Genomic DNA, 14177 nt, shown 5'->3' with positions numbered 1-14177 from the left:
CGCAATGCTGTTAATATCGTATCCCCGTTGTTAAATTGTTGCCATAGGATTCACTTTCCCCGAGGGTTAAGATGAAGGGAACCTGCACCCTCGGGAGGGACTTAATCGCATGAATCTTCACTTAGGCCGCATCAAGCTCGGCGTTTCGGAGCCGATTCCGCTGCCGCGGATGGTGCCGGTACGGCAAACATTCGAATCGAGGCGAATCAGCCCGGACGAAATCGACGGCATCGTGGCCGATCAATTCGAACGGGATGAAATAAACGCGAAAATCAAACCGGGAATGCGCATCGCCGTCGGCGTGGGAAGCCGGGGGATCGAGAACATCGCCCGGATCGTCCGCGCGACGGTTCACGAACTGAAACGGCGCGGAGCCGATCCGTTCATCGTGCCGGCCATGGGCAGTCACGGCGGGGCCACCGCGGAAGGCCAGACCAAGATTCTGGCGGAGTACGGAGTGACGGAAGAATTCGTCGGCGCGCCGGTCCGGTCTTCGATGGAGACCGTTCATCTGGGCGAGGTGCTGGACGGCGTGGAGGTCCACTTCGATAAGACGGCTTACGAGGAAGCCGACGGCATTCTGGTGGTATGCCGGGTGAAGCCGCATACCGATTTCAAAGCCCGCATCGAGAGCGGCATCATGAAGATGCTCGGCATCGGCCTCGGCAAACATAAAGGCGCGAGTTACCTTCACAAGTTCGGCATGGACCGGTTCGGCGAGCTGCTGCCGGCGGTGGGCAAGTTCATCATGGAGCGGACGCCCATTCTAGGCGGAGTGGCCATCACCGAAGACGCCTACCATTCTACGGCCGCCATCGAGGTTGTGCCGCGCGAACAATTGCCGGGCAGGGAAGAGGAACTGCTGGTCGAGGCGAAAAGATTGATGCCGCGTTTTTGGCTGGATGAAATCGATGTGCTCATCGTGGACCGGATCGGCAAAAACATCAGCGGAAGCGGGATGGATCCCAATGTCATCGGCCGCTCGGGAACGAACCGGTCGTTCGGAGACGGGCCTGCCGTGAGCAGGATCCTGGTCCGGGGACTGACTCCCGAAACGAAGGGAAGCGCGGTGGGCATCGGACTCGCGGAGTTTACGACGAAACGCGTCGTCGAACAAATCGATTTTGCCCCCATGTATACGAACGTCATTACCGCGATGGAAGTATCCGGCGGAAAGCTGCCGATCATACTGGAAAACGACGAAGAGGCCGTATCCGTGGCCATTTATACGACCGGCAAGAAAAATTACGCCGATGCGAAGGTCGTCCGGATCAAACATACGCTCGCGATGGAAGAAATCCTGATGTCGGAAAATCTGCTGCCGCTCGTGGAAGCCCATCCGATGATGGAAGCGATCGGCGAACCGCAGGAATGGCGTTTCGACGAAGACGGGTATTTGCCGGACGAACCCTAACGGGTAAACGGAAAGGAGCGGATCACGTTGAGAGAAAAAATGGCGGTTCTTGAAAGTACGCTGCGTGATATGCAGAGCGTGGTCGTCGCTTTTTCCGGGGGCGTGGACAGTACCTTCTTGCTCCGGGTCGCGCTGGACGTGCTGGGACCGGACAACGTGCTGGCCGTGACTGCGGATTCGGAAACCTATCCCGAACGGGAGCTTGCGGAAGCGATCGAGATCGCAGGGCTTATGGGGGCGCCGCATCGCGTCATCGAGACCTCGGAGCTGGCGATTCCGGGATATCGCGAGAATACGGCGAACCGCTGTTATTTTTGCAAAAAAAGCTTGTTCCAGCACCTCATTCCGATCATGGCGGAGCAAGGATTCCAAAACCTCGTCTTCGGCCTGATCGCCGACGATCTGGGCGACCACCGTCCGGGCATCCAAGCCGCCAAGGAGCACGGGGTGAGGGGACCGCTTGCCGAAGCGGGGCTCTATAAGCGGGAGATCCGGGAGCTTTCGAAAGAAAAGGGTCTTCCTACGTGGGACAAACCTTCTTTCGCTTGTCTGTCTTCTCGGATTGCTTACGGCGAGACGATCACGCAGCAAAAATTGACCAAAATCGACCGTTCGGAAGCGTATCTCCATTCGCTCGGCATTCGGCAGGTTCGGGTCCGTACGCACGGGAATATCGCGAGGATCGAAGTGGAACCTTCACAGATTCCGGTTGTGATGGAACATCATGACCGGATCGCCGCGGCATTGATCGAGTACGGGTTCGAATACGTCACCGTCGATTTGTCCGGGTACCGAAGCGGCAGCATGAACAAACAACTTACGAAGGCGGGAGCGGTGTAACGGACGATGGAACTGTTTGGCGTTCTTGTGTGGGGACTTGCATTGGGACTGAAACACGCGCTTGAGCCCGATCATGTCATCGCCGTTTCCACCATCGCGGGCCAAAGCAAGAGCTTATGGCGTTCGTCGCTGGCCGGCGTGTTTTGGGGGATCGGCCATGCCTCGACGCTGCTTTTGACCGGCATTCTCCTGATTGGATTAAACGTGATGCTGGTCGGCAAATGGGCCCTGTCGCTGGAATTCGCGGTCGGGATCATGCTCGTGTTCCTCGGCTCCAGCAGTATCGTTCGCTTCGCTCGCGGTCGCGGACAGGCTGCGCAACGGCCGCCGCAAACGGCTTCGATCTACCGCAAGTCGACGCTGATCGGCGTCGTCCATGGGATGGCCGGCAGCGGAGCGCTCGTGCTCCTGACGATGTCCACCGTGAAACTATGGTGGGAGGCCGTCATTTATATCGCCGTCTTCGGAGCGGGTACGATCGGTGGCATGCTCGTGTTTTCAACCCTGATCGGCGTACCGTTTGCTTTAACCCGCAAAAGCCGGAAGCTTAGCCATGCGCTTGGGATCGTATCGGGTGGCGTCAGCGCGGTGTTCGGCTTGTATTACATGTATAACATGGGAATCAAAGAAGGGCTATTCCGGATGTGGCTGCAATAGAGCGGCGGAAAGGAGCACCGATGGATACGAACGAGGACTGGAAAACGGCTGATCTCGGATTTGCCCAAGTGGATATGGACCGTGAGCGCAGGAACGGGTTTCCCGAAGTCATTTTCGGAGAAGGTAAATCGGCGGAGCAGATCGCCGCGATCATGAAAGAGCTGAGCGGCCGTTCGTCCCGGGTTCTCGCCACCAGGGTCGATGCAGTCAAAGCGGAACAAATCGTGAACGCGGTGGAAGGCGCCGTCTATCATTCGGCCGCAAGGGCGATCACCTGGCGCAAAAGCGGCTTGGAGGCGGTTGAATCGGCGGGTTATGTGGCCGTCGTTTGTGCCGGTACCACGGACATTCCCGTCGCCGAGGAAGCGGCCGTAACCGTGGAGTGGATGGGCAGCCGGGCGGAAAGGATCTACGACGTGGGAGTGGCGGGGATTCACCGGTTATTCGCCCGGCTCGAGGAGATTCGGGATGCCAACGCGATCATCGTCGTCGCCGGCATGGAAGGAGCGCTCGCGAGCGTCGTGGGGGGATTGGTGTCTAAACCCGTCATCGCGGTGCCGACAAGCGTCGGCTACGGTGCGAATTTCCATGGGTTCGCGGCATTGCTCGCCATGCTCAATTCGTGCGCGCCCGGAGTCACCGTCGTAAATATCGACAACGGGTTCGGAGCGGGGTATGCCGCAGGACTGATCAACAAGAACCGCGGCGTTCCGGCGGAGCATTAGGAGGAGAACGGCATGAAAGTTTTGTATTTCGATTGTTTCTCGGGGATCAGCGGCGATATGGCGTTAGCGGCTTTAACCGATGCCGGCGCCAGCCGCGATTTCATTCTGGAAGGATTAAGCAAAATCGACGCGGATCCGTTCGAAATTTCCTGGAGTCCGGTGAACAAACAAGGGATCATGTCGCTGAAGGCGGACATCCGGATCGATGAAGCCGCGGCTTCCCACCATAGGCATTACGCGGACATCGTGAAGCTGATTAACCGTTCCGGCATCGATCCCAAAGCCGCAGAGTACAGTTTGGCGATTTTCAAGAAAATCGGGGAAGCGGAAGGGAAGATTCACGGGATCCCGTTAAACCAAGTGCACTTCCACGAGGTCGGCGCCATGGACTCGATCATCGACGTGATCGGGGTGTCCTTGGCGCTCGTTTCGCTGGGTATCGATCGAATCGTGGCTTCGCCCGTACCGGTCGGGGGAGGCATGATCGACTGCCAGCACGGCCGGTATCCCGTTCCGGCTCCCGCCACCCTGGAACTGCTGAAAGGATGGCAGATCGCGGCGACCCCGCACCGCAAGGAGCTCACGACCCCGACGGGGGCCGGCATCATCGCCGCGCTCGCGCAGGAATGCACGGAGTCCTTTCCCCGGATGCAGGTTCAGACGGTCGGTTACGGAGCCGGCACCCGCGATTTGCCGAACCAACCGAACGTTTTGCGCGTCGTAACGGGTATTGCGCCGGACGAATCCCATCAGCATCGCCATGGACACGATCACCATCATCATGGTCACAATCACCATTATCATGGTCACGACCATCACCATGATCACGACCATCACCATGATCACGACCATCACCATGATCACGACCATCACCATGATCACGACCATCACCATGAGCATACTCACGATTGAAGGGAGTCCGGCCGGATGTTTACCCATTCGCAGGAACACGTGGATCCCGACCTGATCCGGATCGAGGCGAATATCGACGACATGAATCCCGAGTGGATTCCGTACGTCATGGACAAGTTGTTCGAGAAAGGGGCGAACGACGCCGTCTTCATTCCCGTCATCATGAAGAAAGGCCGTCCCGGCTTCATGTTCCAAATTCTCGCGTCCAAGGACCGGCTGAACGAGATGGAGGACGTGCTGTTCGCGGAAACGACCACGCTTGGCCTTCGTTATTCGCCTGTCATTTGCCACCGCTTAAGCCGCAAACAGACGAAAGTCGAAACCCGGTGGGGCACCATCCGGGTCAAAACGGGCAGCTACCGAAACCGGCTGGTGCAGGTGGCGCCGGAATATGAAGATTGCGCGAGGATTGCCAGGAACCATGGGGTTCCGTTGAAAGACGTCTATCACGAAGCCCGGCGGGAGTTCGACTTGTAAACATCGGCATGCCGGAAATGCATCGTGTTAATTTTGTATCATCCGCGTTAAATTGTTGCCATTTTAACGATCACCGGTACGCTTTATGATGAAATTGTAGCCGACAGGACAACAAGGCTCACACAGAACTTACTTGGAGGGTTAGATATGAAGAAGACTTGGTGGAAGACAACGGCTGCAGTCACCGTCCTTGCCGCTCTTCTGGCCGGTTGCGGAAGCGGGAGCAACGATGCTTCCAGCAGCAGCGCGAGCTCGTCCGGCAATTCCGCATCGAGCGGCACGAAAGGCAAGCTTACGTTCTGGATGAAGAAACAGCTGTTCGAAGACCAAAACAACCTGATCGTGGAACGCGCCAAGCAGTTCGGCAAAGAGAACAACGTAGACGTCGATATCGAAGTCATCGCGTATGAAGATTTCTATCCGAAATGGACCGCGGCGATCGAGTCGAAGAACGTCCCGGACGTCTCCTTCTTCGGTTATCAGGAAGTCGGCCAGTTCTACGGCCAAGGCGTTCTGGAAGACGTTTCCGACGTCGTGAAGGATCTCGAAACCAAAAACGGCGAAATCCGTCCCAACGTCAAGAAAGCGGTCACCTTCGACGGCAAGCAGTACGGCATTCCTTTCTGGACGGAATCCCAAGTCCTCTACTACCGAAAGGACCTGCTCCAAGCGGCAGGCTTCAACGCTCCTCCGAAAACCTGGGATGAGTTCAGAACGATGGCCCAGAAGCTGACCGATCCGAGCAAAGGCTTGTACGGCGCCGGCATCGGCTACGGCAAAGGGAACTCCGACGCGGAATTCCTGACGCGCGGCATCATCTGGTCCTACGGCGGTTCGGTCGATACGCAGGACGGCAAAACCGTCATCGCCGACTCTCCGGAGACCGTCCAAGCGGCTAATTACATCCGCGACCTCTTCCTGACCGACAAGAGCACGCCTCCGAGCGCCATCGGCTGGGATGACAGCGGCAACAACAAGGCTTATCTGAGCGGTCAAGCCGCGATGATCTTCAACACCGGCAGCGTACTGGCCACCATCAAGAAGGACAATCCGGACCTGTTCGACAAAACCGGCATCGCGCCTTATCCGGCGGGACCGAAAGGCACGTTCATTCCGGGCATCAGCAACAACCTCGGCATTTTCAAAGATTCGAAAAACAAAGACCTGGCGAAGAAGTTCATCGCCTACATCCTCGCGCCGGACTGGTACAAAACGTGGGTAGAGAAAGGCGCTCCTCTGACGGGCCCGATCTACACCGCGCTCACCAAAGAAGCGGTATGGCAAGAAGAGAAGAACAAGGCGTTCGTCGATTCCGTGGAAGGCTTCAACTTCCTGGGCTTCCCGGGCGAATACAACCCGAAAGCCGGCGAAGTGTTCAACCTGCGCGTCGTCAACGACACGTTCCAGAAGCTGCTCCTCGAGACCAGCTACACGCCTGAAGCGGCCGTGAAGGACATGCAATCGAAGATCCAAGAGATCTACAGCAAATAATCCAGACAAACACAAAGGAGAAGGGATGACAGTCTTTCCGGGTCATCCCTTCCCCATATAAGTAAGGCGGGATAGGATTTGAAAATGAGATTGGACAACAAGCTGGCTTATCTGCTGATGAGTCCCGTACTGATCTACCTGCTGGCCGTCATGCTGCTGCCGTTCGGATGGGCGCTTTACTTGAGCTTCACCGACAAAACCGTCGGCATGTCCGCCCATTTCATCGGCCTCGGCAACTACCTCGATCTGCTGAAAGACGCGACGTTCTGGAAGGCCGTCAAGAACACCATTGTTTTCACCGTAGTCGCAGTCATTTTGAAATCCGTCTTCGGAATGATCATGGCCCTCGTGCTGAACGAAAAGATCATTTTCCGCAACGTGTTCCGGGTTCTGCTCTTCCTGCCCTGGACGATTCCGACCATCGTCTCCGTATTCACTTGGCAATGGATTTACTCCGACGTCGGCGGAGTGCTCAACTTTTTGCTGCTGAAAACCCACGCGATCGGCCGCCCGCTCGGCTGGCTGGCAGAGCCGAATCTGGCCATGCTCTCCGTCATCATCGTCAACGTATGGCGCGGCATCCCGTTCATGGGAATCGCGATTCTCGCCGGCTTGCAGTCGGTTTCCAAAGAAATGTACGAAGCGGCCATGCTGGACGGTGCCGGAGCGGTCAAGCGCTTCTTCTATATGACGCTGCCTTCCGTTAAGGAAGTCACCATTCTGGCAGCGGTCATGACGACGATCTGGACGCTGAACGATTTCGAAATCATCTGGCTGCTGACGCGCGGCGGTCCGAACAACGGAACGCAAGTGCTGTCCACGCTCAGCTACACCCTCGGATTTTTGAATATGAGCCTCGGGAAAGCGATCGCCATCGCCATCTTGACGATGCCGCCGTTGATCATCCTGATCAACTACGTAACCAAACGTTCGCTTTCGTCCAGAGATTAGGTGATACGTTATGGAAAATAAATCGGTGAGCAAACAAGTCGTCATCTACGTCACCCTGGCCATCATGCTGGTGTGCGCTTTGTTTCCGCTCTACTGGATGCTGAATACCTCTTTTAAATCGCAAGGCGAGATTTACAACATGACGCCCAGCTTCTGGCCGAAAAAGCTGACTTGGGACGGGTATCGCAAGCTGTTCGAAAAAGACTTCCTGTTGAACGTAAGGAACAGCTTCGTCGTCTCGCTGATCGTCTCCTTATTCTCGATCGTCATCAGCATGCTGGCCGCATACGCGATTTCGAAGCTGAAGTTCCGCGGCCGCAACGCGATCTCCAAAAGCATTCTGTACGCTTACCTGATGCCGAGATCCGTGCTTTTCATCCCGCTCTACATGCTGGTTTCCGCGATCGGGCTCAGCAATTCGATATGGGGCCTGATGCTGATCTACCCGACCATCACGATTCCTTACGCAACATGGATGCTGATTTCTTACTTCAAAACGATCCCGGACGAAATCGAAGAAGCGGCGATGATCGACGGGTGCAGCCGCGGCCGCACGCTGTGGAGCATTATCCTTCCGCTCGCGGCGCCGGGTATGGCGGCTACGTTCATCTTCTCCTTCACGCTGTGCTGGAGCGAGTATCTGTACGCCCTCGTCGTCGTCACCAAAGGAACGGAAAAAACGATCACCCTCGGCCTGTCCGACATGATCGTCGGCGACGTCTTCGCTTGGGGCCCGCTCATGGGCGGTTCGATCATCGCTTCCATCCCGGTTATCATCATGTATCTTTTCACATCCAAATATATGGTTAGCGGCATGACCGTCGGAGGGGTTAAATAATGGCGAACAAAAAAGTGTTGGTCACGGCGACGAACTATTCGGTGCTGTGTGCGGAAGCCAAAAGACTGTTGGAGGAAGCGGGCTGCGAGATCGTCGAGAACAAGCTGGGACGTCCGCATACGTTCGAGGAGCTGGCTCCGCTCGTCGGCGATATCGACGGCGTCGTCGCCGGCGTGGATACGTGGAACGAAGAGGTTTTCAAGATCGCTCCGAAATTGAAAGCCATCGCGCGTTTCGGCGTCGGCGTGGATAACATCGACCTCGAGAAAGCGAAGGAATACGGCGTCCAAGTATCCAACGTGCCCGCGGGTAATGCGAATGCAGTCGCCGAACTGACCATCGGGTTGCTCCTGTCGCTCATGCGCAATATCCCGGCCCTGCAGGAATCCGCCAAGCGGGCGTTCTGGGACCGCCGGGTAGGCATCGAGATGGAAGGAAGAACCGTCGGCCTGCTGGGCTTCGGCAACATCGCGCAAATGGTGGCGAAGAAGCTCCAAGGCTTCGACGTGAATCTCATCGCTTACGATAAATACCCGAATCTCGCCAAAGCGGAAGCGCTCGGCGTCAAGATGGTTTCCTCCGATGAGGTGCTGGAGCAAAGCGATTTCGTCAGCATGCATCTGCCGAGCTTCAAGGAAACGTACCACATGATGAGCGACGATCAATTCGGCAAGATGAAGCCGACCGCTTATTTCGTCAACACGGCGCGCGGCGCCCTCGTAGACGAGAAGGCTCTCTACCGCGCGCTTGTCGCCAATCGGATCGCCGGCGCCGCTATCGACGTTTACGAGCAGGAGCCGGTACAGGCGGACAACCCGCTGCTGCAGCTGGACAATTTGCTCGCGACGCCGCACACGGCTGCCGAAACGGTCGAAACGTATCACCGTGTCGGCTTGGCAACGGCTCAAGCTTTGCTGGACGTATTTGCGGGCAAAGAACCTGCGAATTTGCTCCGTTAAGGAGGTGCGGCTCCCTTGAAAGCAGCCGTAGTCGGCAGTTTAAATATGGATCTAGTCGTCGGCGTGACCGATTTGCCTCAAGAAGGCGAGACCTTGTTCGGCCACGAGCTGTCGGAGGTGCCGGGCGGCAAAGGCGCCAACCAGGCAGCCGCGATCGGCAAGCTGGGGATTCCCGTGTCGATGGTCGGCAAGGTCGGGCAGGACACGAACGGGTCCTGCCTGATCAAATCGCTGCGTTCGGCCGGCGTGGATACGGCTTCGGTGATGCATTCGCTGAGACCGACGGGGACCGCGCTCATTACCGTCGATCAAGCCGGACGCAATCACATCGTCGTGATCGCCGGGGCCAATGCGAACCTGACGCCAGACGATATCGAGCGCCAGTTGAACGTCATCGAACTAGCCGATGTCGTCGTGCTTCAGCTGGAAGTCCCGCTCGAAACCGTCGCTCATACGCTGGAATTGGCCAAAAGCATGGGGAAGACGACGATCCTGAATCCGGCGCCCGCACGCAAGCTGAACGCGGAGATTCTTCGTCACGTCGATTTCCTCATTCCCAACGAGCATGAGCTGCAGGCGATCACGGGAATTCAGCAGCTGGACGAAACGGGCATCCGGGAAGCCGCGAAATCTTTCGCCGAGCAGGGCGTGGGGAATTTGATCGTGACGCTCGGCGACAAAGGCTGCGTCCACTCGGACGGCAATGCCGTTACCTTCTATGAAGCCTACCGGGTGAAGGCGGCGGACACTACGGCGGCCGGCGACAGCTTCATCGGAGGCTTCGTGGCCGGCTATTCGGAAGGCGACGTGGGCGAAGCCATCCGTTTCGCGATGAAAACCGCCGCGATTACCGTCACGAGGCACGGCGCCCAAAGCTCGCTTCCGACCCGGGATGAAGTCCTGTCTTTTGCGAACTCATAACCTCAGAAGCTCAGAACCTAACCTTAACCTATTGGAGGATACTTACATGAAACGTTTATATGGCGTGACTACCGCGATGGTAACTCCTTTCGATAAAGACGGCCAAGTGAACCTGGAGAAGGTCGCTCAGCTGACGGAATTCCTGATTTCGAAAGGCGTGCACTGCCTCTTCCCGCTCGGAACGACCGGGGAAATGATTCGCCTGAGCGTAGCCGAGCGCAAATCGATCGCGGAAACGATCGTGAAGACGGCTGCTGGCCGAGTCACCGTGTACATCCACGCAGGGACGACGACGCTTCAAGATACGATCGAGCTGGCCAAACACGCCCATGAAATCGGCGCCGACGGCATCGGCGTCGTGACCCCGATCTTCCTGGGAGCGAACGACAGGGAGATGGAAGAGTACTACGTGACGGTGGCGAACAGCGTGCCGGAGGATTTCCCGGTGTACCTGTACAACATCCCGCAATGCGCGTCGAACGATCTGAAAACGGAAGTCGCCCAGCGGGTGGCGAACCGCTGCAAAAACGTGGTCGGCGTGAAATACAGCTGGCCGGACATGCTTCGCACGAACGAGTATTTGGCCATCAACGACGGGAATTTCTCCGTCATGCAAGGCGCCGACCGGCTGCTGCTTCCCGCGCTGGCGATGGGCTGCGACGGCGTCATCTCGGGCGTTTCCTGCGTATATCCGGAGCCGTTCGTGGCAGTCTACAACGCTTATAAAGAGAAGGATCTGGAGAAAGCGCGCAAGCTGCAGCGCATCGCGATCCGCTATTGCGAAGTGCTGAAAAGCGGCGCCAACATGTCCTACTTCAAAGAAGCGCTGAAGCTGAGAGGAATCGACGTCGGCTTCATGAGAGCGCCTCAATTGGACCTGCCGGAGGAAGAAATTCGCGAATTGCAGCGGCAATTGAGCGAGCTGCCTCAGGTATAATCGCCACGCGCAACAACCCGATGGAAAGCTTCCATCGGGTTGTTTTTTTATAGAAGTTATTGCTTTCCGGCACTAAAATGGAGCCCAAGGTCAGTTCGACCGCAGAGTTGTTGCTTTTGGACACTAAAAGCTTGCTTTTGCCCTCACATCGACGTGAAACAGGCGATTTAGCGTCGAAAAGCAATAAAACGACCCCGCTTTCGCGATCTAAGCCGAAGTTAGTGCCCAAAAGCAATAAACGGGGGGCGGCGATGGTGGAGCGATGGCAGCTGCGGTTGGCCCGCGATTTTTTGAAGGATTAACCTTTGCGGTACCACGGCAGTTTGGAAAGAGGCGCCTCCACTTCTAGAACCGATGGTCCTTCGATTTTCGTCCCGTCATCTCCCATCCAGACCCCTGTCGGGAAATGGACTTTCCGCGAGGTTTTCCCCTTTTCCAGCACGGGCGCGACCAGGATTTTCTCCCCCAGCATGAATTGATCTTGAACCTTCTCGTATCCCTGATGCGGATAAACGAATTCCATGCTTCGCAAGATCGGCAGCCCGTCTTGGGAAGCTTGCCGCGCGAGGCTGAAGATTTCCGGTCCTAAGGCCGTTCTGAGCCGAATCGCGTCCATGCACCAGGCGAGTTCTTCGCCCTGCAGCACGCGCCACGGAGCCATGGAAAACTGCATGACCGGAAACAAGGCGGCACACTGGGTGAAACGAATGAACAATTCGCTGTCAAAATGAAAGTTAGGAGAGTTAATGTCTCCGTCCATTCCTCCGCCGATCATGTCGGGGCAGTTGAAGGCATAACCAAGCAATCCTTGCGCGATCGCGTTTGGGATAAGGCCGGCCAATCCGTACCGATCCCACGAATGGTGCTTGTCCCGCTGCCGCTGAATGAGCGGCTGTCCTCCCAGTTTCCAGCACATGCGAAGCTCGCTGAGCGGATAACCGATGCCGAGTCGCGCGTAGGCTTCACAGTCCTCTAGCAGCCGAACGGGACGGGTCCAGGCAACCTCCTCCAAGACATCGCCGGATTCCGGAATCAGCGGTTCTCCGGCATCGAGCTTGAATCCGTCCACGCCGTAATGATCGACCAACCGATCCAGCTGCTTTTTGAACCAAGACGCTCCTTCTTCCTTCGTATAATCGACGACGGCGCTGTATCCGTTCCACCAGCGGCGGATTAAAGGGTTTCCCCGGACGCTTTTCATCAGGATGCCGTCCGCGAGCAGCTTCTTGTATTCGGTGCAATCGGCGCTTACGTACGGGCAAACCCAGAGCATCACTTTAAAACCCATGCCATGCAGCGTATCGACCATCGCTCTCGGGTCCGGGAATCGGGATCGGTCGAAATCCCACATGCCGTAATCCTTCATCCAATTATCGTCGATGATCAGGATGCCGGGCGGCATGCCGTTGGCCAGAATCGATTCGGCATAATGAATGATTTTCTCCTGCGTCGGCTCGTAGAACATCTCGACCCACGTGCAGTATTCGGGCGCAAGAAAAGCGAGATCGTCGGGAAGCCGATTCGATGGGGGGAAGAAGGCGTTGCCGGCATGCCGGTAGGCTCCCTGCAAGGAGCCGTGTCCTTCTTCCAGGGTGACTTCGCTTTCCGAGTAAAAGATGACAAGTTCTTGTTCGTCCACCATGAACGCGAACGGATCTTCGCTCCATAGGTATCGGCCTTGGTTGGAAAGCAATAAGGGAGACGCTTGATTGTCATCGGTTGAACGTAAATCCCGGGCATAGGGCGCATCCCCGTAGGGCATCAAGCTGCCGTCGTTGATGACGCCTCCCCACCAATATTCGTTCGGTAATTTTGCGATTCTCTTGGACTGCAAAGTCATACTCTCCTTCTGGAACAGAGCTGAATCGTGAATAGGAACCACGCTGGTTTTCATTATGCAGAGTCCCCGCCGGCTTGCAAAGGCGATCTTTAGTTTTGGGTCTCGATCTTAAAAATGGGGCATAGATTGTCCGCAACGAAAAGGAGTTCCGTTACGACGCACGTAACGAAACTCCTTCTGAACTTCGCCGGTTATTTTACATCAGCAGCTTTCGGACTCGCTTGAAAATCGATCGGCTCGTTGCCTTCTGCCCGCCACACCGTGCCTCTTTTCTCGTATTCGAATAACTTTTCCACGGCATTCGCGATCCGTGGGCCTAATTCGCGGTCGACCAAGTACAAGGCCGTGTCAATTCCCGAGGTCACGCCTCCCCCGCTCACGAATCGGGGACCGTCTTCAACGACTCTCGCTTCAACCGGAATGGCGCCAAGAGCTCCTAGCGCAGGCATGCCGAGATGATTGGTAACCGCATGCCTATCCTTCAACAACCCTTCCATTGCAGGCAGCAATGTACCTCCGCATACCGTAACCATCGTGACGTCTTTATCGTTAAACGCTTGTTTCAACAATTCCGGCAAGCGGGTCTTCATAGTCTGTCTTAATACATGGGGAATGGAATCTTCCGAATTTCCCGCCGGCTTGCCGGAGGCTCCGGGCACCACGATCATTCCCGGAAGATGGGGGTCCAATGCGGCTTTCGCTTCTAGGGAGGGCCCATTCAGACCGCTCGGAACGGAACGCTTGCCTTCCGCGGAAACCAATTCAACCGTAACCGCTCCTCCTGAGTACATTCCCGCGGCAGCGAATACTTCATAGGGTCCTAACGCGTCCAGCAAATCGAAACCGTCGAACAACACGATTTGGACATGTATGCTTTTGTTTTTGGCCGAGTCGTTTTTCACGGTTGTTTTCGCGCTTGCTACAGGGGCTGCAAGGCATAGAACGAGTACCAACGACAGAAGTAATTTCGAATAATTTTTGATCATGGCGCCTATTCCTTTCGTTTTAGCTTGATGGTTCCTATCATTCATTGCCCGCGGCGATCGCATGGATCAAACGCTGCCACCCCTCCTCATCCGTTATTGCGCAGGACGAGCCATGACTTGCGATGGTTGCCGTCCGTTACCGCTGCTTGAATCATGACAAATGAATATCTCAATTGGATTGACCAAAAGGTACCAACACCATAAACCGTCCATCACGAAACGGAATCCC

General features: G+C 56.3%; 14 protein-coding genes. 12 read left to right on the top strand and 2 right to left on the bottom strand.

Annotation, left to right across the window (positions count from 1 at the left end; all coding sequences use genetic code 11):
- Window positions 1–109: 109 nt before the first annotated feature.
- From EAV92_RS16210 to EAV92_RS16155, 12 genes are all read left to right on the top strand, one after another.
- Window positions 110–1414 carry a nickel pincer cofactor-dependent isomerase, group 22 gene (locus EAV92_RS16210; protein WP_123042067.1) on the top strand — a complete coding sequence of 435 codons (1305 nt, stop codon included), beginning with the start codon at window positions 110–112 and terminating at the stop codon, window positions 1412–1414.
- A 39-nt stretch (window positions 1415–1453) separates the two neighbouring features.
- Complete coding sequence (gene larE, locus EAV92_RS16205; RefSeq protein ID WP_123043773.1) at window positions 1454–2254, top strand: ATP-dependent sacrificial sulfur transferase LarE; 801 nt, start codon at window positions 1454–1456, stop codon at window positions 2252–2254.
- Window positions 2255–2260: 6 nt separating this feature from the next.
- A complete protein-coding gene (locus tag EAV92_RS16200; RefSeq protein WP_123042066.1) occupies window positions 2261–2911 on the top strand; it encodes an urease accessory protein UreH in 651 nt (216 codons plus the stop codon).
- A 20-nt stretch (window positions 2912–2931) separates the two neighbouring features.
- Window positions 2932–3636, top strand: a complete 705-nt coding sequence (gene larB / locus EAV92_RS16195; protein ID WP_123042065.1) for a nickel pincer cofactor biosynthesis protein LarB — start codon at window positions 2932–2934, stop codon at window positions 3634–3636.
- 12 nt (window positions 3637–3648) lie between these two features.
- Complete coding sequence (gene larC / locus EAV92_RS16190) at window positions 3649–4548, top strand: nickel pincer cofactor biosynthesis protein LarC (RefSeq protein ID WP_123042064.1); 900 nt, start codon at window positions 3649–3651, stop codon at window positions 4546–4548.
- Window positions 4549–4563: 15 nt separating this feature from the next.
- Window positions 4564–5025 (top strand): nickel pincer cofactor biosynthesis protein LarC2, encoded by a 462-nt coding sequence (gene larC2, locus EAV92_RS16185; RefSeq protein ID WP_123042063.1) that lies wholly within the window; start codon window positions 4564–4566, stop codon window positions 5023–5025.
- A 147-nt stretch (window positions 5026–5172) separates the two neighbouring features.
- Window positions 5173–6516 carry an ABC transporter substrate-binding protein gene (locus EAV92_RS16180; RefSeq protein ID WP_123042062.1) on the top strand — a complete coding sequence of 448 codons (1344 nt, stop codon included), beginning with the start codon at window positions 5173–5175 and terminating at the stop codon, window positions 6514–6516.
- Between the two features lie 84 nt (window positions 6517–6600).
- On the top strand, window positions 6601–7467 hold the full coding sequence (locus EAV92_RS16175) for a carbohydrate ABC transporter permease (RefSeq protein WP_123043772.1): 867 nt from the start codon (window positions 6601–6603) through the stop codon (window positions 7465–7467).
- A 10-nt stretch (window positions 7468–7477) separates the two neighbouring features.
- Complete coding sequence (locus EAV92_RS16170; RefSeq protein ID WP_123042061.1) at window positions 7478–8305, top strand: carbohydrate ABC transporter permease; 828 nt, start codon at window positions 7478–7480, stop codon at window positions 8303–8305.
- Window positions 8305–9264: a phosphoglycerate dehydrogenase gene (locus EAV92_RS16165; protein WP_123042060.1), complete on the top strand. Its 960-nt coding sequence runs from the start codon at window positions 8305–8307 to the stop codon at window positions 9262–9264. The genes EAV92_RS16170 and EAV92_RS16165 overlap by 1 nt, the downstream gene beginning before the upstream one ends.
- A gap of 15 nt (window positions 9265–9279) precedes the next feature.
- Window positions 9280–10185, top strand: a complete 906-nt coding sequence (rbsK, locus tag EAV92_RS16160) for a ribokinase (protein ID WP_206424228.1) — start codon at window positions 9280–9282, stop codon at window positions 10183–10185.
- A gap of 46 nt (window positions 10186–10231) precedes the next feature.
- Window positions 10232–11122, top strand: coding sequence for a dihydrodipicolinate synthase family protein (locus EAV92_RS16155; RefSeq protein ID WP_123042059.1), 891 nt, complete (start codon window positions 10232–10234; stop codon window positions 11120–11122).
- Window positions 11123–11420: 298 nt separating this feature from the next.
- Here EAV92_RS16155 and EAV92_RS16150 read toward each other — a convergent pair whose 3' ends face one another.
- On the bottom strand, window positions 11421–12962 hold the full coding sequence (locus EAV92_RS16150) for a glycoside hydrolase family 31 protein (RefSeq protein ID WP_123042058.1): 1542 nt from the start codon (window positions 12960–12962) through the stop codon (window positions 11421–11423).
- A gap of 191 nt (window positions 12963–13153) precedes the next feature.
- Window positions 13154–13864, bottom strand: coding sequence for a DJ-1/PfpI family protein (locus EAV92_RS16145; RefSeq protein ID WP_241158290.1), 711 nt, complete (start codon window positions 13862–13864; stop codon window positions 13154–13156).
- Window positions 13865–14177: the final 313 nt, after the last annotated feature.

It is taken from the genome of Cohnella candidum (assembly GCF_003713065.1).
Lineage (GTDB): Bacteria > Bacillota > Bacilli > Paenibacillales > Paenibacillaceae > Cohnella > Cohnella candidum.
Note: the sequence above shows the minus strand (reverse complement) of the source record. Positions and strands in the feature narration are given on the sequence as shown.

Coding starts and splice junctions, on each gene's coding strand:
- EAV92_RS16200 (WP_123042066.1), top strand. CDS start 2,261: ATGGAACTGTTTGGCGTTCTTGTGTGGGGACTTGCATTGGGACTGAAA.
- EAV92_RS16180 (WP_123042062.1), top strand. CDS start 5,173: ATGAAGAAGACTTGGTGGAAGACAACGGCTGCAGTCACCGTCCTTGCC.
- EAV92_RS16175 (WP_123043772.1), top strand. CDS start 6,601: ATGAGATTGGACAACAAGCTGGCTTATCTGCTGATGAGTCCCGTACTG.
- EAV92_RS16170 (WP_123042061.1), top strand. CDS start 7,478: ATGGAAAATAAATCGGTGAGCAAACAAGTCGTCATCTACGTCACCCTG.
- larB (WP_123042065.1), top strand. CDS start 2,932: ATGGATACGAACGAGGACTGGAAAACGGCTGATCTCGGATTTGCCCAA.
- EAV92_RS16165 (WP_123042060.1), top strand. CDS start 8,305: ATGGCGAACAAAAAAGTGTTGGTCACGGCGACGAACTATTCGGTGCTG.
- larE (WP_123043773.1), top strand. CDS start 1,454: ATGGCGGTTCTTGAAAGTACGCTGCGTGATATGCAGAGCGTGGTCGTC.
- larC2 (WP_123042063.1), top strand. CDS start 4,564: ATGTTTACCCATTCGCAGGAACACGTGGATCCCGACCTGATCCGGATC.
- EAV92_RS16155 (WP_123042059.1), top strand. CDS start 10,232: ATGAAACGTTTATATGGCGTGACTACCGCGATGGTAACTCCTTTCGAT.
- EAV92_RS16210 (WP_123042067.1), top strand. CDS start 110: ATGAATCTTCACTTAGGCCGCATCAAGCTCGGCGTTTCGGAGCCGATT.
- EAV92_RS16150 (WP_123042058.1), bottom strand. CDS start 12,962: ATGACTTTGCAGTCCAAGAGAATCGCAAAATTACCGAACGAATATTGG.
- larC (WP_123042064.1), top strand. CDS start 3,649: ATGAAAGTTTTGTATTTCGATTGTTTCTCGGGGATCAGCGGCGATATG.